The organism is Rheinheimera baltica DSM 14885 (genome assembly GCF_000425345.1).
Classification (GTDB): Bacteria; Pseudomonadota; Gammaproteobacteria; order Enterobacterales; family Alteromonadaceae; genus Alishewanella; species Alishewanella baltica.
This window is the reverse complement of the sequence record NZ_AUDG01000003.1, coordinates 120,030-139,082: the sequence shown is the minus strand read 5'-3', so window position 1 is coordinate 139,082 and position 19,053 is coordinate 120,030. Positions and strand designations below refer to the sequence as shown.

At 45.4% G+C, this 19,053-nt stretch carries 14 protein-coding genes and 2 tRNA genes; 7 read left to right on the top strand and 9 right to left on the bottom strand.

The genetic code is table 11. The annotated features are described in order from the left end of the window. Positions 1–18: 18 nt before the first annotated feature. The 6 genes from ppnN (at position 19) to H595_RS0102725 (ending at position 5,460) form a co-directional block, all read left to right on the top strand. The gene (gene ppnN / locus H595_RS0102750) at positions 19–1,377 is read left to right on the top strand and encodes a nucleotide 5'-monophosphate nucleosidase PpnN (RefSeq protein ID WP_027669812.1); all 1,359 of its coding nucleotides are present in this window, start codon (positions 19–21) and stop codon (positions 1,375–1,377) included. Beyond that, on the top strand, positions 1,378–2,190 hold the full coding sequence (gene xni, locus H595_RS0102745; RefSeq protein WP_027669811.1) for a flap endonuclease Xni: 813 nt from the start codon (positions 1,378–1,380) through the stop codon (positions 2,188–2,190). 23 nt (positions 2,191–2,213) lie between these two features. Beyond that, positions 2,214–2,618: a DUF3192 domain-containing protein gene (locus tag H595_RS0102740; protein ID WP_027669810.1), complete on the top strand. Its 405-nt coding sequence runs from the start codon at positions 2,214–2,216 to the stop codon at positions 2,616–2,618. Beyond that, entirely contained in the window at positions 2,608–3,996 is a 1,389-nt protein-coding gene (locus tag H595_RS0102735; RefSeq protein ID WP_027669809.1) for a hypothetical protein, read from the top strand. Before H595_RS0102740 ends, H595_RS0102735 begins: the two co-directional genes overlap by 11 nt. Positions 3,997–4,160: 164 nt before the next feature. Beyond that, positions 4,161–5,168 carry an isocitrate dehydrogenase gene (locus H595_RS0102730; RefSeq protein WP_027669808.1) on the top strand — a complete coding sequence of 336 codons (1,008 nt, stop codon included), beginning with the start codon at positions 4,161–4,163 and terminating at the stop codon, positions 5,166–5,168. A 67-nt stretch (positions 5,169–5,235) separates the two neighbouring features. Then, positions 5,236–5,460, top strand: a complete 225-nt coding sequence (locus H595_RS0102725) for a VF530 family protein (RefSeq protein WP_027669807.1) — start codon at positions 5,236–5,238, stop codon at positions 5,458–5,460. 21 nt (positions 5,461–5,481) lie between these two features. Here H595_RS0102725 and H595_RS0102720 read toward each other — a convergent pair whose 3' ends face one another. The 7 genes from H595_RS0102720 to H595_RS0102685 form a co-directional block, all read right to left on the bottom strand. Further along, positions 5,482–6,048 (bottom strand): nucleoside deaminase, encoded by a 567-nt coding sequence (locus H595_RS0102720; RefSeq protein WP_027669806.1) that lies wholly within the window; start codon positions 6,046–6,048, stop codon positions 5,482–5,484. A gap of 48 nt (positions 6,049–6,096) precedes the next feature. Further along, a complete protein-coding gene (gene gpt / locus H595_RS0102715) occupies positions 6,097–6,567 on the bottom strand; it encodes a xanthine phosphoribosyltransferase (protein ID WP_027669805.1) in 471 nt (156 codons plus the stop codon). Between the two features lie 31 nt (positions 6,568–6,598). After that, positions 6,599–7,300 (bottom strand): purine-nucleoside phosphorylase, encoded by a 702-nt coding sequence (gene deoD, locus H595_RS0102710; protein WP_027669804.1) that lies wholly within the window; start codon positions 7,298–7,300, stop codon positions 6,599–6,601. A 9-nt stretch (positions 7,301–7,309) separates the two neighbouring features. After that, positions 7,310–8,524, bottom strand: coding sequence for a phosphopentomutase (locus tag H595_RS0102705; protein WP_027669803.1), 1,215 nt, complete (start codon positions 8,522–8,524; stop codon positions 7,310–7,312). Positions 8,525–8,749: 225 nt separating this feature from the next. Next, positions 8,750–10,915: a prolyl oligopeptidase family serine peptidase gene (locus H595_RS0102695; RefSeq protein WP_027669802.1), complete on the bottom strand. Its 2,166-nt coding sequence runs from the start codon at positions 10,913–10,915 to the stop codon at positions 8,750–8,752. A 142-nt stretch (positions 10,916–11,057) separates the two neighbouring features. Then, positions 11,058–11,127, bottom strand: a tRNA-Phe gene (locus H595_RS0102690). Between the two features lie 73 nt (positions 11,128–11,200). Further along, positions 11,201–11,276, bottom strand: a tRNA-Phe gene (locus H595_RS0102685). Between the two features lie 322 nt (positions 11,277–11,598). Here H595_RS0102685 and H595_RS0102680 point away from each other — a divergent pair. Beyond that, a complete protein-coding gene (locus tag H595_RS0102680) occupies positions 11,599–14,361 on the top strand; it encodes a hybrid sensor histidine kinase/response regulator (RefSeq protein WP_027669801.1) in 2,763 nt (920 codons plus the stop codon). A gap of 65 nt (positions 14,362–14,426) precedes the next feature. On the opposite strand, the gene H595_RS0102675 is transcribed toward H595_RS0102680, so the two are convergent. Both H595_RS0102675 and H595_RS0102670 read right to left on the bottom strand, forming a co-directional pair. Next, positions 14,427–17,042 carry a PKD domain-containing protein gene (locus H595_RS0102675; protein ID WP_027669800.1) on the bottom strand — a complete coding sequence of 872 codons (2,616 nt, stop codon included), beginning with the start codon at positions 17,040–17,042 and terminating at the stop codon, positions 14,427–14,429. Between the two features lie 207 nt (positions 17,043–17,249). Next, complete coding sequence (locus H595_RS0102670) at positions 17,250–18,845, bottom strand: isocitrate lyase (RefSeq protein ID WP_027669799.1); 1,596 nt, start codon at positions 18,843–18,845, stop codon at positions 17,250–17,252. Positions 18,846–19,053 lie beyond the last annotated feature (208 nt).

Sequence of the window (19,053 nt, the reverse complement as noted above, 5' to 3'; positions counted from 1 at the left end):
TTATTTTAAGGAGCACATATGCATGTGCAGCTAAACCCACTAGGGTCTATGGATTTATTGTCACAACTCGAAGTTGATCATTTAAAACAAAACACCCAACAAGAAGCCTTCAAGCTGTTTCGAAACTGCTGTCTCGCGGTGCTAAACGTTGGTAGCCACACTGACAGCTCCGCTGAAATTTATGAGCAATATCAAGACTTTGCAGTCAACTTAATAAGCCGTGAACGTGGAATAAAAATTGAGTTATTTAATCCACCGCAAAGCGCATTTGTTGACGGCCAAATTATTAAAGGTATTCATGAACACCTGTTCGCCGTACTAAGGGATATTTTGTTTTATCACAGCCGATTACTAAGCCACAAAAGCTGGTTAGATCTTAGTAATAGTGATCATATTACGCACACTGTATTTGATATTTTGCGCAACGCCCGGGTGATTGACGCAAGCAATGAGCCAAATATGATCGTCTGCTGGGGAGGACACTCAATCAATGAAGGCGAGTATAAATATACTAAAGAAGTTGGCTATGAATTAGGCCTTCGAGGCATGGACATTTGTACTGGCTGTGGCCCGGGAGCGATGAAAGGCCCTATGAAAGGTGCCACTATTGGCCACAATAAACAACGCCGTAGTAGCGGCCGGTATCTTGGCCTAACGGAGCCCGGTATTATTGCAGCTGAGCCACCGAATCCTATTGTTAACGAGCTGGTCATCCTGCCCGATATTGAAAAGCGACTGGAAGCCTTTGTTCGCGTTGCTCACGGAATCATCGTTTTCCCGGGGGGTGCAGGTACAGCGGAAGAATTACTGTATTTACTAGGCATCATGTTGCATAAAGATAACCAGCAACAGACCTTGCCCATCATTCTAACTGGCCCCAAGCAAAGCGAGGCCTATTTTAATGAAATTGCCAGCTTTATCGAGCAAACGCTTGGCAAACGCGCGCTCGCGCTGATTGATATAATTATTGACGATGCCGCAGCCGTTGCACGTAAACTAAAACTGGGTGCAGCAGAGGTCAGACATTACCGTAAATCTGTTGGTGATGCTTATCATTTCAACTGGACGCTACAAATTGAATCCGGATTCCAACAGCCTTTTGTCCCGAATCACCAGAATATGGCCGCACTGGACTTGCACCTTGATCAGGACAGCGCCACACTCGCGGCTAATTTGCGCCGTGCATTTTCTGGTATCGTTGCAGGCAATGTGAAAGATGAGGGCATTAAAGCCATCCGTCAACATGGTCCATTTCAATTAAGCGGTGAACCCAAACTGATGCAAATGATGGATACGTTATTAAACGCCTTTGTCGAGCAAGGCCGGATGAAATTGCCCGGTAGTAAATATGAACCCTGTTACAAGGTTGTTCGTTAAATGGCCCATCTGTTACTCATTGACGCGTTGAATTTAATTCGACGCTTATACGCCGTGCAAGAGCGTCCCCATCTCCCTATGGCTGATGACGTAGCAGAAAGTACTAAACTCCAAATTGTACGAAATACTGAACAAATGCTGCAGCAGGCTTTAACCCGCCTCACCCATGAATTAAAGCCTAGCCATGCTTTGCTGGTATTTGATGGCCGAGGTAGTGCGTGGCGCAAACAACTGTATCCAGAGTACAAAGCCAACCGCAAACCGATGCCAAGCTTATTATCTGATGCTCTGGGGGCATTACGGTTAAGCATGAATAAGCTGGGTTTTAGTAGCCTGTTACAGGAAGAATACGAAGCTGACGATATTATCGCTTCAATTGCCGTTAAACTTGCTCAGCATGATCAGCAGGTAACGATAATATCTACAGACAAAGGTTTCTTACCATTGTTAGCTGCAAACATTCAAATTTATGATGCCTTTACCCGACAGTTTCATTCAGAACAAAGCGTACAAGAAAAATTTGGTGTGGGTACAGCACAGCTGGTGCGTTACTGGAGCCTGGTTGGTGATAACACCAATAATGTGCCAGGCGTGCATGGTATTGGCCCCAAAGGCGCTCATGACTTGTTAGCGCTAGGAGCAACGCTTACCGAAGCGCTGGAACATCCAGACTGCCATAAAAAGCTGCGTGAAAAAATCCTGCAGCACAAAGAGCAAATCAAAATTTTTATGCAAATTCTCACGCTTAGAACTGACGTGCAACTTGGCTTAAATCTTCAGGATATGCGCGTTGGTCTGGTTGACGAATGCTAATCATGTCCAGAGTGCAACCTACTATGGCAAAATTTCGTATCAGCAAAATGACCCTGTTTGGCTGTGGTCTGGTGATTTATGTACTACTCACTATGGCGGTGTTGTTCTGGTATCAGGATGATGTTGAGCAAATGAGCTGGGTGGACAGGCAAGTATTTAATCATAAAATTATCAGTCACTATCAACTGCAGGATAATATTTCTCAACTGCAGGTGCTGGAACGTCTGGGTAGTCCAGATATCACGATGGCACTGCTCAAAAGTGGCTTTACCTTCCAGGTTTTATATTATCGCACGCATCGTAATGCCGTAGATGGCATCACCACTGCCGATGAGTGCACAGCGTTACTGTTTAAAAATCGCCAACTAATTGCTATTGGAGATGCTGCCGTGTCTCAATACCAGACTATTGCAGCCAATGCCAATTAATGATCCTGCCTGGCAGCACTACCTCAGCGCATTAGAACGAGGCTCTGCGACGCTGGCATCAAATGACGACACCGTTAAACTTATTAGCCTGAGCCATCAACTTAGCGCACAACGTTTGGCATTGCCTGCTGCAAGCGTAACCCTTTGGCAGCAGCCGATACCGTTACCCAGCACAGTATTGCAACTAGAATTGCTGTTGCTACTTTGTCAGCATTACCGTTGGCCTGATGACAGTATTCAACTCGTGCTTCAAGCAGGATTTTGCAGTGTACTGGCAACAACAATGCCGCAAGTACGACAATGGCCGAAACTACAACGCTACCCTGCGTTAGCTGCTGCACGGCTATTACAAGGTGCAAATAATAGTACTGCTTTACACCGTGTTCTGGCTGGTTGCTATCCTACGGAGCGCAATATTGCGCCATGGCAACAACCACTTAGCCTGTTACTGACTGAAGTGGAATATCTGACCAGGCCCAATCTTCTTCCTTCTTTACTGCTTCAGCATATCGGCCAGCGAATTAGTCAGACTAAAAGTGAGTACGAGATTAGCTTGCTACGACACATACTGACGATGTTTTGCCATAGCCAAACACCGCTGTCAGTAAACACAGACAGAAGCGACTTAATCACCAACTCCAGGTTTAGGCAGTTATATCAAGCTAACACGGGTCAATTAGTAGAATATTTAAGTCAGTCTAGTGAGTTTGCAGCCTCCCTTCTGGCTTTGGCCAGCCAGCTAAACCGGCAACAACAACAGATTCATGACATTCGCCTTGCATTAAATTTAATAGGTAGCGAACAGGTACCTTATGTATTAGCCGAGTCAGAATTACACTCTAGCATGGCGCAGTTGCATCATCCTAAGCATGCTTTGTTACACCAATTCAGCGCCTGTTTGGGCCATACCATTAATAAATTACTGCCAGGACGCGCTCGCAGCCGGGCGTTGGCGCTATGCTTATGTGCACCGCTATGGCTTGAACCCCATAGTTACAACAACGGTTTACTGCAACGCTGTACTCAAGGCGTGCGACCAGCGTTGGACTTTAGCTGCTACAATAATTCATCAACGTTGTCTTTTTTATTGGCATTATTAGACCACTACCATCTTAACGAGTGGATTGAACCTGTGCGCTTATGGCTACAAAGCCTGCAACAGAATATACCCACCGCCGGAGATATCAACGTGCTGACGCTACAACTGGCCTGGCATAGCAATCTGGTGCTGTTTGCAAACCTCAACGCCCAACCACTAATACGTTGCTTGCAACACGCCAAGCAAAAAAATATATCGGATACTGGCAGCCCGGCAAACTGGCTAATGCAGCTGGCCACTGACAGCCAATGCTATTTTCCGCTTGCACTTACATTGTAGTTTTATTACACCATTCACCAGCGTTATATAGGGTATAACGCAGATAACTGGCGTAAACTTGCACCAAACTGGCGTAATCCGCCGAAAAATGCTATATTCTGCGCCGTTTTCAGGCCCGCCAGAGGCCCTCTTTCCAAAAAAATATACGACAGCTAAGGATCCCCATGAGCAAGCAAATTATTACTGTCATTAAAGGCGATGGCATAGGCCCAAGTATTGTTGAAGCCGCCATTGAGGTACTTGAAAAAGTTGGCTGCGAATTTGACTACGAATACGTTGATGCTGGCTTAACAGCACTGGAAAAAACCGGTGAATTATTACCACAAGCCACATTAGACGCTATTGCACGTAATAAAATCACATTAAAAGGCCCATTAACGACCCCTGTGGGCGAAGGCTTCACGTCAATTAACGTGACACTGCGTAAGAAATTTAACCTGTACTCTAACGTACGCCCAGTGATCTCCTTTAAAGGCACTAAAGCCCGCTATGAGAACATTGATATTATTACCATCCGCGAAAATACCGAAGGCATGTACTCAGGACATGGTCAGGTGGTTTCAGCTGATGGAATGGTAGCAGAAGCCACCAGTATTGTGACGCGCGATGGCGCAGAGCGCATCGCAGTATTCGCCTTTGAAACCGCTCGGCGCGAAAAACGTAAGAAAGTGACTATTGTACATAAAGCCAATATTCTGAAATCAACCTCAGGTTTATTTTTGAAAACTGCACGCGAAGTCGCAACACGCTACCCTGATATTGAAGCACAGGAAATGATTGTTGATAACGCCTGTATGCAACTGGTAATGAACCCACAGCAGTTTGACGTTATTGTTACTACAAACTTGTTTGGCGATATTCTGTCAGATTTATGTGCTGGTTTAGTCGGCGGTTTAGGTATGGCACCGGGTGCAAATATTGGTACTGACTGTGCTATTTTTGAAGCAGTTCATGGCAGCGCACCGGATATTGCCGGTAAAAACCTGGCTAACCCAAGTTCAGTTATCCTGGCGTCAATCCAGATGCTGGAATACTTAGGTATGCAGGATAAAGCAGAGAAAATCCGTTCAGCTCTGGCTGACGTTATTGCCACCGGCGATCGCACCACTCGCGATTTAGGCGGTAGCTTTGGCACAACAGACTTTACCGCTGCAGTATTAGAGCGTTTATAAGCGCTTGCTCTGATAGAATAGCCACCAAGAGTGGCTATTTTTTTGTCTGCCCGTTGAAGGAGTTTTTATGTCACAAGCGAATAACCCGCTGCATGGCGTTACGCTGGAACAAATTGTTACCGCACTGGTTGATCATCTTGGTTGGCCAGGCTTAGCCAAACAAATTGATATCAACTGTTTTAAAAGTGATCCTTCGGTAAAAAGCAGCCTGAAATTCTTGCGCAAAACGCCTTGGGCGCGGCAAAAAGTAGAAGAGTTGTTTGTGGCGAAAAAGCTGTATCAGAAGCCTTGATACAGCTTTCACTGATCGGCCTTAACCGTTGTAAATGGTACCGCCATCACTGACATAATGTTGCAATACCGCATTGGCGGCATCACGCTGCACCAGTCTGACGACTTCAACGCCAGCATTTTTTAAATACTCATAGCTGCTGTCGTAAACCGGCCCTTCATCAAAGCCAATTGCCCTCGCATCATCGGCTGTAGCGGCGCATACTAAACGCTTAACGCCACTCCATAAAGTGCCACCTAAACACATAGCGCACGGCTCACACGAGGTAAACAGTTCGCGTTTTACGCCATCAGCGGACAGGCTGAAACTTTGAATATTATGCTCGGCCAACATAATCGCCATCATTTCGCCATGGGCAGTAGAGTTATGTAGCGGCATCACGCGGTTAACACCAACACTGACTAGTTTGCCACTGCTTATATCAAAAATCGCGCTACCAAAGGGCCCACCGGTGCCACGCAGCACATTTTGTTTAGACAGCTCAACGGCCAGCGCCATTTTATCGTCATCGTTTTGATACACTTTCTGCCAATCGACCAGCTCATCAACCCAAGCTGGTAGATCCAATATTATTTGATGTTTACTCATCATTCGTCCTTCAAAACAAAGCCCGCAAAAGCGGGCCCGTTAATGCTGTTATTTTTCCGCCAGCGGGGCGCTGTAGGCTAGCTCCATATCCCATGGCAACTGGATCCAGGTGTCTTGCTCAATATCGGTTACGTAATGGTCAACCAAGGGTTTACCCTGTGGTTTGGCATACACGGTAACAAAACACGCTTTAGGGAAGTGCTCACGCAAGGCTTTTGCTGTTTCGCCGGTATCCACCAGATCGTCCACAATAAGCAGACTTGTCGAATCTTGTAAACTGGCATCTTTTAACACACTAAGGCTGCCCTGTTTGTCATGCTCGTAGCTGGCAACACAAATACTGTCTACCACACGAATGTTTAACTCGCGCGCCAAAATAGCAGCAGGCACCAAGCCGCCGCGGCTAACTGCCACAATAGCGTCGTATTTCTTGTCCAGCAACTGATGCGCCAACTCTTTAGTAGCACGGTGAAAGGCTTCCCATGATACATAGAACATTTTGTTGGTTGATAATGACATAGCGTTATCCTGCAAAATCAGATAAGAAAAATTATAAGCAGCCTAATGCCACTTCCACCATTTCATTGAAACTGGTTTGACGTAACTCTGCGCTTAACGCTTCTCCAGTGCGGATATGATCGCTCACTGTAAAAATAGCTAAGGCATTAATGCCGTACTCTGCCGCTACACCATATAACCCGGCAGCTTCCATTTCAACGGCTAATACACCGTATTTTTCCAGCGTATCGAACAAGGTTTCACTTGGGTTATAAAACAAATCAGAGGTAAAAACATTGCCCACTTTAACGTCAATATTTTTCGCTCGCGCCGCTGCAACGGCTTTCTCTAATAACGAAAAGCTGGCCATAGCAGCAAAATCCATACCGGCCAGACGGTTGCGGTTCACGTTAGAGTCCGTACTGGCGCCCATACCGATAACCACGTCACGTACGTTTACACTCAGCGGCAAACCACCACAGGAGCCAATACGGATAATGTTTTTCACACCGTAAAACTTTACCAACTCTGTAGCATAAAGCGACATCGATGGAATACCCATGCCAGAACCTAATACGCTAACCGGCTTACCATTATAGGTACCCGTGTAACCAAACATGTTGCGTACAGTATTAACGCAAACTGCATCCGTTAAAAACGTTTCTGCGATGTGTTTTGCCCTAAGCGGATCGCCTGGCATTAAAACAGTTTCAGCAAAGGCGCCTGCTGGCGCATTAATATGCGGAGTGGCCATAATGGTCTCTTAGTTTAAGTTGGTTAAAAATGAATCGCCGTGCGCCATAGCGTCCAGCCCAAAATAGTCGGCCAAAGTCTGGCCTATATCAGCAAACGTCATACGTTCGCCTAAATCAACGTCTTGTATGCCGGGTTTATACACTAGCACCGGAATATATTCCCGAGTGTGTTCAGTACCTGGCCAGGTTGGATCACAACCGTGATCTGCGGTAAGTATTAATAAGGTATCAGGTTCACAAGCTGCAATTATTGCTGGTAAACGCTGGTCAAAATACTCCAGTGCTTCACCATATCCAATAGGATCGCGTCGGTGACCAAAGTTTTGATCAAAATCGACCAGGTTAGTAAACACTAAGCTATTGTCTGCTTGGATTGCCATCTGTTGCTGTGTTTGATCGACTAAGTCAGGTAAACCAGTTGCCTTAATACTTTCACTGATACCCTGATGCGCATAAATATCAGCAATTTTGCCAATACTAACTACCTTGCCGCCTGCAGCCGTAAGCTTATCCAACACTGTAGCCGCAGGGGGCAGCACAGAATAGTCACGACGGTTACCCGTGCGGGCATAGTTTGCCGCGTTATCACCTAAAAATGGCCTGGCAATGACTCGACCAATGTTATATTTGTCTAGCAACTGCCTGGCAACCAAACAAAAATCCAGCAACCGCGCTAAACCAAAGTGCTCTTCATGTGCCGCAACCTGAAACACACTGTCAGCTGAGGTATAACAAATAGGCATTCCAGTTTTGATATGTTCGTCACCCAGTTTAACTAGAATGTCGGTGCCCGAAGCATGGCAGTTGCCCAATATACCGGGCACGCCTGTTAAGCGACATAATTCATCGAGAAAATCGGCAGGGAAGCTGTTGGTTTTGTCATGAAAATAGCCCCAGTCAAACAACACAGGTACACCGGCCATTTCCCAGTGCCCGCTAGGGGTATCTTTACCGCTGCTAAGTTCCCTCGCAAAACCATAACCGCCATTAACCGTTGTCGCATCAACAATATCAGCTTGCTGGCCACCAGAAGCCGCAGCGCCTGCTTTTACCAGCCCCAGTTTAGCCAAATTAGGCAACGCTAGCTGGCGACCTTTTTTTGCATGAAATACTTTAGCAATACTGGCAAAGGTATTAGCGCCGACATCGCCAAATTTGTCGGCATCGGGAGCATAGCCAATGCCAAAGCTATCTAGTACCAGAATTACTGCTTTTTTTGCCATTGTCCCGCTCCTGCGTTGAATGTTAGCCAGGCGTTTAGCTTGTCACGCTATATTGCAACCGACTGCAAGCAGCAATACGGTTTTAACAATAACACCAGCACACTTTTTAAAAAGGGCACGCAGTGTAAAACGAAGCGCTTTGCTTTACAAGATTGATGTAAATTAATAGCATCGGGAAATAAAAGAACCCGCCAAAAGTGGCGGGTTCTTTTAACTAAAAACGTTTTATGGCAGTTGTTTATAACCCATGTTGTAGAGGGTAAAACTAAAAATATCCGCCATTTGCTCTATCTGCTTAGACACAGGTGTACCGGCACCGTGTCCAGCGTTGGTTTCAATACGGATTAGCTGTGGGTTTACACCCGCATCTTTCGCTTGTAGCTCTGCCGCAAACTTAAATGAGTGTGCAGGAACAACCCTGTCATCGTGATCTGCCGTGGTCACCATCGTAGCAGGGTATGCGACACCAGCTTTGACATTGTGCACTGGTGAATAGCCACGCAAGTAGTCAAACATCTCTTGGCTTTGCTCACTGGTACCGTAGTCATAAGCCCAACCCGCCCCTGCGGTAAATGTATGATAGCGCAGCATATCCATTACCCCAACTGCAGGTAAGGCAACTTTCATCAGTTCAGGCCGTTGAGTCATCACGGCACCCACTAACAAACCACCGTTTGAACCGCCGCGAATAGCCAATTTAGCGCTAGAGGTGTAGCCTTCTTTTTGTAAAAACTCAGCAGCGGCAATAAAGTCATCAAACACATTTTGCTTCTGTAACTGAGTGCCCGCTTTGTGCCACGCTTTGCCGTATTCGCCACCGCCGCGCAGATTTGGCACTGCATACACGCCGCCCATGTCTAACCAAACTGCATTAGGAATGCTAAATCCCGGCGTCAAGCTAACATTAAAACCACCATAGCCATATAAAATAGTTGGGTTGGAGCTATCACGTTTCAGGCCTTTTTTGTAGCTGATGATCATCGGTACCTTAGTACCATCTTTAGAGCTGTAAAAAACTTGTTCTGAGACATAGTTTTCGCTATCAAACTCTGCGCCAGATTTACGATACACGTCCGAGCTACCTGATGCGGGGTCAAAGCCATAAATGGTCTGTGCCGTGGTGTAATTGGTAAATGTATAGTACAGGGTTGAGTCTTGCTTTTTACCGCTAAAACCGCCAACACTGCCAATACCGGGCAAACTTACTTCACGTACCAGTTTACCGCTGTAGTCGTATTGTTGAATTTTAGAAATTGCATCCACCATATACTCAGCAAAGATAAAACCGGCACCGGTTGAAACGCTTAGTACATTGTCAGTTTGCGGGATAAGATCTTGCCAGTTTTCCGGCTGCGGTTGGGCAACATCGACCGTTACAACTTTTTTGTTTGCCGCGTTAAGGTTTGTCACCAAGTACAACTTACTACCGTCATTATCCAGTAAATCAGTGTCTGAGTCAGTATGGTCTAAAATAGTAACCAAGCCACTTTCAGGTTTGGTTAGGTCTTTTAAAAACAGCTTATTACCCGATGTAGAAACCGCTGCAGAAATAAGCAAGTAACGATCATCCTCCGTGACAGATGCGCCTACATAACGGTGTTTTTCTGCGTCAGTACCACCAAATATAACCGGATCATCTTTTTGTGCAGTACCCAGTTTATGGTAATACAATTTATGTTGATCTGTTTTCGCTGATAATTCACTGCCATCCGGTTTATCATAACTGGAGTAATAGAACCCTTCATTGCCAAACCAGTTAATACCGCTAAATTTCACATCGACCAATGCTGTTTCCAACTGCTGTTTGGTCTCAACGTCAATCACGATAATTTTGCGCCAGTCACTGCCGCCTTCTGAAATAGAATAAGCCAGTTTTGAACCGTCTTTTGAAAAACTGGTTTCGGCTAAAGACGTAGTACCGTCTGTACTAAAGGTATTAGGATCTAAAAACACCTCACTGCTACCATCCTCTAATACACGGTACAATACGTACTGATTTTGCAAACCGTCATTTTTGTAAAAATAACTATACTTACCCTCTTTGAAGGGTGCTGAAACCTTCTCATAATTCCATGATTTAGCAAGTTTCTGCTTAATTTGCTCACGATAAGGGATTTGTTCAAGATAGCTAAAAGTGACTTTATTTTGTGCTTTTACCCAGCTCTCAGTTTCACTACTGCGATCATCTTCCAGCCAACGGTAGGGGTCAGCAATGCTTTGCGTAAAATAGGTATCTACTACGTCGCCCTGTGCAGTTTGTGGGTAGCTTAATGCGTTTTTTGTGGCTTCAGTCATGGTTACACTATTGGGTTCTACGACGTTGTCGGTTTTTTGTTCGCTGCCGCAGGCAGCCAATAAGGAGAGCGTTAGGATACTTAGCACATGTTTCATCTACGAAAACTCCGTGTTACTTGTTGTTTTATTTTGTCGGAGCTTAACAAAGATGTGGCGTTTTGCCTATTTCAGTTCTGCGCTTTTTATGCATGAGCTGCCGTAAAGCAAAAAGGCCAGTCATAAGACTGGCCTTTAAACATGGTGCCCAGACCCGGAATCGAACCAGGGACACGCGGATTTTCAATCCGCTGCTCTACCGACTGAGCTACTCATCATCAAACTACGTAATGGAAAAAGCTGTTAAAGTTTGATACTTTACAACAACTTTCACACCAAAACTAATGGTGCCCAGACCCGGAATCGAACCAGGGACACGCGGATTTTCAATCCGCTGCTCTACCGACTGAGCTATCTGGGCAAAACTGTGCTACGTAAATGGTGCCGCTTATCCGAGTCGAACGGATGACCTACTGATTATCATTCCGCTGCTCTACCTACTGAGCTATCTGGGCACCGCGGGTCGTATTAAACGGATTTTACGATATTAAGTCAACAGATATTTTAATGCTTAACGTGCGTTAGCTTATTAGTTGAGCAATACGGTAAAATACTCAACGTTTAGCGATTAAATTGCGTGCAATGAACGAATAAAACATAACGACTACCTAATCGGCTAAAAGTTGTTAAAATGCATCGCAAAATACCAAGTCTGCATGAAGTGCAGCATATTTGGATAAAAAATGAAAAACACGTCGTTTAGTAAACCGCTATTTAAACGTCTAGCGCTAATGTCTTTGCTTATGTTGTTAGTGCAAGCAGCTCTATTCACCCTATTGAATAAACCTGATCCCAACTTAACGCAGAGCAAACTTGAGCGTCTTGGTGCCGATGCAAATTTGGTGGCCAGAGCAATAACACCACTGATGTTAGTTGGCGATATAAGCGGGACTGAACAAGTCTTAATGCAAGCAAGGCACGGCGATACCAGCCGAGCTTTGTATCTGTATCGTCAAACTGACAATAATGATGCGGAACTTATCGCTAATACTAATAATGTTGTTGGTTACGTACCACAGCCACAGTGGCAGATGCTTGCTGAACAGCAACAGAATTATCTGGTTGTGAACCAGGTGGTTACCTTGGCAGAGCAACAATCCGTATTACTTATTTACGTACAGCAGCAAGATATAGCGCCACTATGGCCGTCTGGCGCCGTTTTTGCTATCAGCTTTATTTTTGGGCTCGTCCTTAGTGGTATCTTTGCATCTGCCATTTCAGGTTTCTTTAGTCGTCGCATCAAACCGTTAATGCAAGGCACACAGCAAGCGCTGGACAAAACTAAGTTTGATGCCAGCGTAGACAGTAATAGCAAAGACAGTTATGGCATCTTAGGTGGCTACATTAACCAACTGTTTCGCAAGATAGAGCAAGCACAGGAAGCACTGGCAGCGTCTGAACAGAATATAAAAAACTTAAAACAAGAAGTAGAAACGCGCATTAAAGAGCGCACAGATGCACTTGAAACGGCCAAGCTAACTGCAGAAAAAGCCAATGAAGCAAAATCGACCTTTCTGGCGACGATGAGCCATGAAATTCGCACGCCGATGAACGGCATTATTGGTACCATAGATTTGTTGCGTAAAACACAACTCTCTACCTCACAGTTTCGCATGACAGACACGGTACGCGAATCATCCTTTTCATTATTGCGTATACTCGATGACATTCTCGACTTTTCTAAGATTGAAGCAGGTAAGCTTGAACTTGAGACCATACCGCTGTCGCTCGTTGAAATCATTGAAGCAGTCGGTCGTATTTTGGTTTCAGTGGCTTACCAACGCCAAATCGATTTAAAACTCTTTGTAGATCCCCGCATTCCAGATGGCTTGGTAGGTGATCCCGTTCGGTTACGACAAATTCTGTACAACCTGGCAGGCAATGCGATTAAATTTACGCAAACAACACCTGAAAAAACAGGGTTGGTTATTATAAAAGCTGAGCTGCTGGAAGGTAATATGGATTTCAATCAAATCCAATTCAGCATTATCGATAACGGCAAAGGCATGACACAACGTCAAATCAGCCACGTTTTTCAACCGTTTAATCAGGCTGAAGGCTCCATTACCCGTAAGTTTGGCGGTACCGGGCTTGGTTTATCTATCTGTCAGCGCTTAGCCACATTAATGTATGGTGACATTACCGTTACCAGTGAAGTTGAAAAAGGCACTGAGTTTAGCGTGCGCATTCCAATGCGTACTTCAGATGAAATTCGCTATTTGGACAAAGAACTACTGCGCGATATTCATCTTTGTTTGTTTACTACTGACTCACACAATCAGTCGCATTTAACAACCTACTTCAACTATGCCGATGCCGATTTCGAAGTCGTTAACACTTTTGAAGGCTTATTGAATCGTGCGCAGGCAATAAAACCTCTTCCGCCCAAGCAGGCTGCAGTTTGGGTGTTGGACGCCACATACGAGCAAATTTCGGCAAATGAAATAGATCAACTGCAACAAATGCCTCAAATGAGTCAGGTTCAGTTTGTGGTAATAACCAATCTGGTTGAGCTATCTGAGCGCAGCAATGACCGGGTTTATTATTTACACAGTTCGCCAATTTGTCGCAGCCACCTGTATGATGCCGTGCTCATTGCGGCAAAGCGCAAGCCTAAACCGGTTTACCCAGGTGAAAAAACCATTGTTGCGGCGGCTCCTTCTATTGAGCAAGCCCGCAAGAGTCGTCAACTAGTGTTGTTGGCAGAAGACAACCTGATGAACCAGCGTGTGATTGTTGATCAGCTTAATGCACTAGGGTATGCCGTTGAAGTAGCAGATGATGGTGCCATAGCACTGGAAAAATGGCGTAAGTTCCATTATCCACTTATCTTGACTGATTTACATATGCCAAACATGAGCGGCTATGACCTTGCCAGCGCTATCCGTAAAGAAAGTTTACATTTAAGTGAAGGTGCTGAGTTTACTCGTATCGTCGCGGTAACAGCTAACGCGCTAAAAGGTGAAGAGCAAAAATGTCTAAGCATTGGTATGGATGGTTACATCACCAAACCACTTGAGTTGGCTACGCTGGAAACGATGATGACACGCTGGCTGCCACAGCCAATTGACAAGAAAAAAGCCATCACAGCGAATGGCGAAAACAACCAGAACTGTTCACCAATTTGTTTCACCACTATCGCCAATTTTCTTGGTAATGACTCAGCAAAACATGAAGAACATCTGAACTACTTCGTTAAACATGCCGCAGATTTACTGGCAAATATAGCAGCACATGCTTCTGCGCATGAGCGCAGCGGTGTTCGCGCCATTGCGCATCAATTTAAATCTGTAGCAAAAAGTATCGGGGCAATAGCCGTATCTGAACAGTCGTTAAAACTGGAAAAAGCGGCTGAAGAAAGCGACTGGGCGGTAATTAACGAGTATATCCGCTTACTTCAGGAAAAATATCAAGATGTTGTTAGTTATGTAAAGCAACGTTATTAATTAGAACGATCGATAAGCCTGCATCCAAATAGCGGCCATGGAATTTATCCATGGCCGCTATTTGATTAAAACGTAACAACACGTTGTTTAGTTGGTTCTATCACTGTTCGCTGAGTCGCGCTGACGTCTGACCCTGGAACCTGATTTGCGTTTTGCGGTGCCGTTTCATTCCAATAATTTACCGGAATTTCTTCATAGATATTTATTCTGCCACCGATAGTGCGCGCTCCAGTTGACGCATTGAAATTCTCTTCTCTGACATACAGCCTGCGCCCAAGCAGGCCTTGTTCTTCTTTAAGTAGCTGCCAAAAACGCTTACTACTACCATAGGTAAAATTCATTGACACAGGGTTAGTTTTTAGCCAGCTAAGCGGGTTGGAGGTTATTTCAAAGGTTGGCGGCACACTACTCAGTGGGTAACCTGCAGTATATTGATTGCCTGTCCCCCCCGTCGTAAACTGCCAGCCAAATACTGGTATGTATGTATCTGCAGGCGCTGCGCAAAGAGAATCGCCTTGGCAAAACAACAAACGGCCATTTTCCCAGCTGTCTTTGCTCCAGGAGTTAATCATAGTTTGCCAATAAACGCTGCCTAAGTTTGCCGGCTGAGCCTGCCCGTTTAACAAAGCTTTAAAACCATAATCTGCTTGTGCTGCAATAAGGTTGTCAGCACCGTCATAGACGCTGGTAAATACCTGATAATCGTTACCAGACTTGTCCATAATTTCAATGCTGATATGGCTGCCATCCGACATTGCTAAGGCCAGCTTGTCTTCATTAATTTGCCAGGTGAAGCTTCTTCCCGTTGAAACGCCTTGCCCTGTGCCATTGACATTAAAACTTAACGGATCAAGATAAAAATTGGCTACATCCCCGCCCTGGTTTGGCAAGCTAACCGCATAGTACGTGTTTAATGCCCATGTGCCTGCCATATTATCAACATTAAAAGCCAAGGTTGAGTTAAGCTGCTTACGCATTAAAATATTGCTGGTAAAATCGGCCTGAGCAGTGGATTCAACAACGCCCTGAGTCGTTGTTATCGGCCCCACTTTGAGTTGTTTTACACCGACTTGACGAAACGTATCAATAGCTTGCCCTGTTGTTACTCTGGTCAGCTCTGCATTATTTATTGTCTCTGTAACACCAACTTGCTGAATATTGTCGGCCACTAACCAATCAACCTGTTGTTGCGTCAAGCCAGCAGAGCCGACTTCAACAGAGAGCAGATAACTGTTGGCTTTAAATTGACTGGTATAAAGCAGCTCGATATTGCCATCCTGTAATTGCCAGTTAAATGCAGCTTCGCCAAAACTACCTGCATGTGAACCCGAACCATCAGGGTTAAATTGCCAGCGCTCTCCACCGCGGGATAAAAACCCGGGCGCGGCTGAAAACGTTTGAAAATATAATGGCGCTACAGTCTCTGCAGTTAACGGTGGTGTCAGTATTGGATCGGCAATAATTGCCAGCACCGTAGCAGCAATAAGGCCAGGTCGATCGGTTTCAAGCTGGTTAGCAAAAGCATTATAGGCATTGATGTCCAGCAATAACGCAACAAAGTCTGTGCTACCTTCGGGTAACATAATATCTGGATTATCTGTCAGAATTTTTACTACAGCCGCCGCTTCTGCCAGCTCATCAGCATCTATTGACTTCTCAACAACCATTAATGCATCAATATTGGCAGGCACTACACCATTGTTGGCCGCAACAAGTAAGGAGTATAAAGCCGTTGATACAGCAGTTACCGATACAGTATTACTGCCGTCATCTTCGGCACTATTGGCAGCTGATGCTACCGCTGTTTGCGCCGAAACCTCAACCGGTGCCGCAAAGCCGGAATGTAACGCACTGTACTTAACTCTGCTGTCCGTTGCTGACGTCACTTCAATCGCTAACAGCGCAGTGTCGAGTGCATCATCATCCAGCTGTAACGTAAAAGAAAAACCGCCGTTTTCATCAACTGTACTGATAACCGGTGCTGCCGCGCCGTTGAGTATGGCCTGCCCTCCGCTAAAATCCGCGCCGGTTATTTGCCCATCTAATGCTACGTTAACCAGGGTTGGCGTTACATCAACGCTAAACTCCAGTTCAGCAACTTCTGCATCATCATCCTGCACTAACAACTTAAACGTTAGTGCTGTTAGTTCTGTCACCGCAGGCGCAACAAAGTCAACCGTCATGGTGTCATCACGACTTAACTCTACCAGCGGTCCTGCGCTTTGTTGCCATCGAATAGCTCGTATTTCACCGTCATCGGTCACCGGAGCTGTCAGAGAAACTTCGGTTTTTTCCGCTATAGCCTCAACATCACCACTCAATATTGGCAGAGTGTTATTAATGATGTTTATGCTCATAGTATCTTCAGCAACCTGGCCTTTGCTGTCAGTTACAATCATGCGTAGCTGGGCAACTGAGTCGGCATCAACGGACTGCGCAATAACTGTCGGCGTAAGTGTGTTTCCGCCAGTAATAATTAACTGTGGGCCAGACAGTTGCGTCCAGGCAATCTTCACATTGCCCTCACCAGTGGCAGTGGCGGTAGACAATTGCATTGCACGACGCTCTTTGACCGTAATATCGTCACCAGCATCAGCGGCGGCGTTTTCATCATCAGAAAAACAACCCGTTAGCAGCGTGGTCGCAACCAAAACGGCCAATGCATTTTTATTCCATATCATCTTCATAGCATCCCTATTGAATTCTTATCTGACAAGCAAGTTTAACATTCAACGCGCTGAACATTAAAACAAACTAAGACTATAGCCTAGGTTGATTTAAAACTACCAGATGTTTACAGCATAGTGAGCTGTAAAAGAGGTTATGTAAAAAAAAGGGCAGCCACTAGGCTGCCCAACTGTCAGTTACCTGACCACATAGCATAAACGTTAAAATTGGTTCATGGTGTTATCTTTACCACCCGCTTTTAGCGCTGCTTCGCCAGAGAAATATTCTTTGTGATCATCGCCAACGTCAGATCCTGACATATTCTGATGTTTTACACAGGCAATACCCTGCCGAATTTCTTTTCGTTGCACGCCTTCAACGTAGCCCAGCATGCCCGCAGCACCAAAGTACTCTTTGGCCAAATTGTCAGTAGACAAGGCCGCAGTATGGTATGTAGGTAAGGTGATAAGGTGATGGAAAATTCCTGCTTCACGTGCACCATCGGCCTGAAAGGTGCGAATACGGTTGTCAGCTTCCAATGCCAGTTCAGTAGTATCGTACTCAGCACTCATCAACAACGCTCTGTCATACGCTGATACGTCTTTACCTTCACCTTTCCAGGCGTCAAACACCTGTTGGCGGAAATTCAGCGTCCAGTTAAAGCTTGGGCTATTGTTGTAAACCAGTTTGGCATTCGGCACGACTTCTCGGATACGGTTAACCATTTCAGCAATCTGGCCTACATGCGGTTTTTCAGTTTCAATCCACAACAAATCAGCGCCATGCTGTAATGAGGTAATACAGTCCAGCACCACACGATCAATACCACTGCCTTGTTTAAATTGGAACAAACCACTGGCCAAACGTTTTGGCTTTAACAGCTTACCATTGGCTTTTACCACTACATCGCCGTTGGCAATATCGTCGGCCCCCGTAATGACATCACCATCGAGGAAACTGTTGTATAAGTCACCCAAATCACCAGCCTGGTTGGTTACAGCAATTTGCTTGGTTAAACCCGCGCCCAAAGAATCGGTTCGAGCAACAATAATTCCGTCGTCAACACCCAGCTCTAAAAAAGCATAACGAACCGCGTTAATTTTGGCTAAGAAATCAGCGTGCGGCACGGTTACTTTGCCATCTTGGTGGCCACACTGCTTCTCATCAGATACCTGATTTTCTATTTGAATAGCGCAAGCACCTGCTTCAATCATTTTCTTTGCCAGCAAATAAGTGGCTTCTTCATTACCAAAGCCCGCGTCAATGTCGGCAATAATAGGCACTACGTGAGTTTCAAAGTTGTCAATTTTGCTTTGCACCGCAGCCGCAGCAGCACTGTCACCTTTTGCGTTAGCTGCATCTAATTCTCGAAACAGACCGCCCAGCTCACGCGCATCAGCTTGCTTTAAAAAGGTATATAACTCTTCAATTAAGGCCGGTACAGCGGTTTTTTCGTGCATAGACTGATCAGGTAAAGGGCCAAAGTCTGAACGCAGCGCTGCTATCATCCAACCCGACAAATACAGGTATTTTCTTTTTGTCGTGCCGAAATGTTTCTTAATCGCGATCAGTTTTTGCTGACCCACAAAGCCATGCCAGCACCCTAGTGATTGCGTGTACTTACTGCTGTCTGCGTCGTAAGCCGCCATATCTTCGCGCATAATTTTAGCGGTGTATTTAGCAATATCCAGTCCGGTATGAAAGCGGTTTTGTGCCTGCATTCTGGCGGCAGATTCTGGATTAATGGCGCTCCAGGCACCACCATTTTGCTGACGTAATTGCGCGATATGTTGTATTGCATCTTGGTAAGCTGACATAGCAGTATCCTCTTATTGCTTATTGCCCGGCTTGCCGGACGCTGACTGTTTTCAGGCTGACGTTTAACCTGTTGCATTACACTATAGGTTTCATTTCCATAATTCATAAAGGTGATTTTTGTGATGCTGGCCATTCACAGCATTAATACCAAAGTAGGCTTGACGCCGATCCCGCCGCTAATGCTATGATTCAGTTAAGTTATGAATA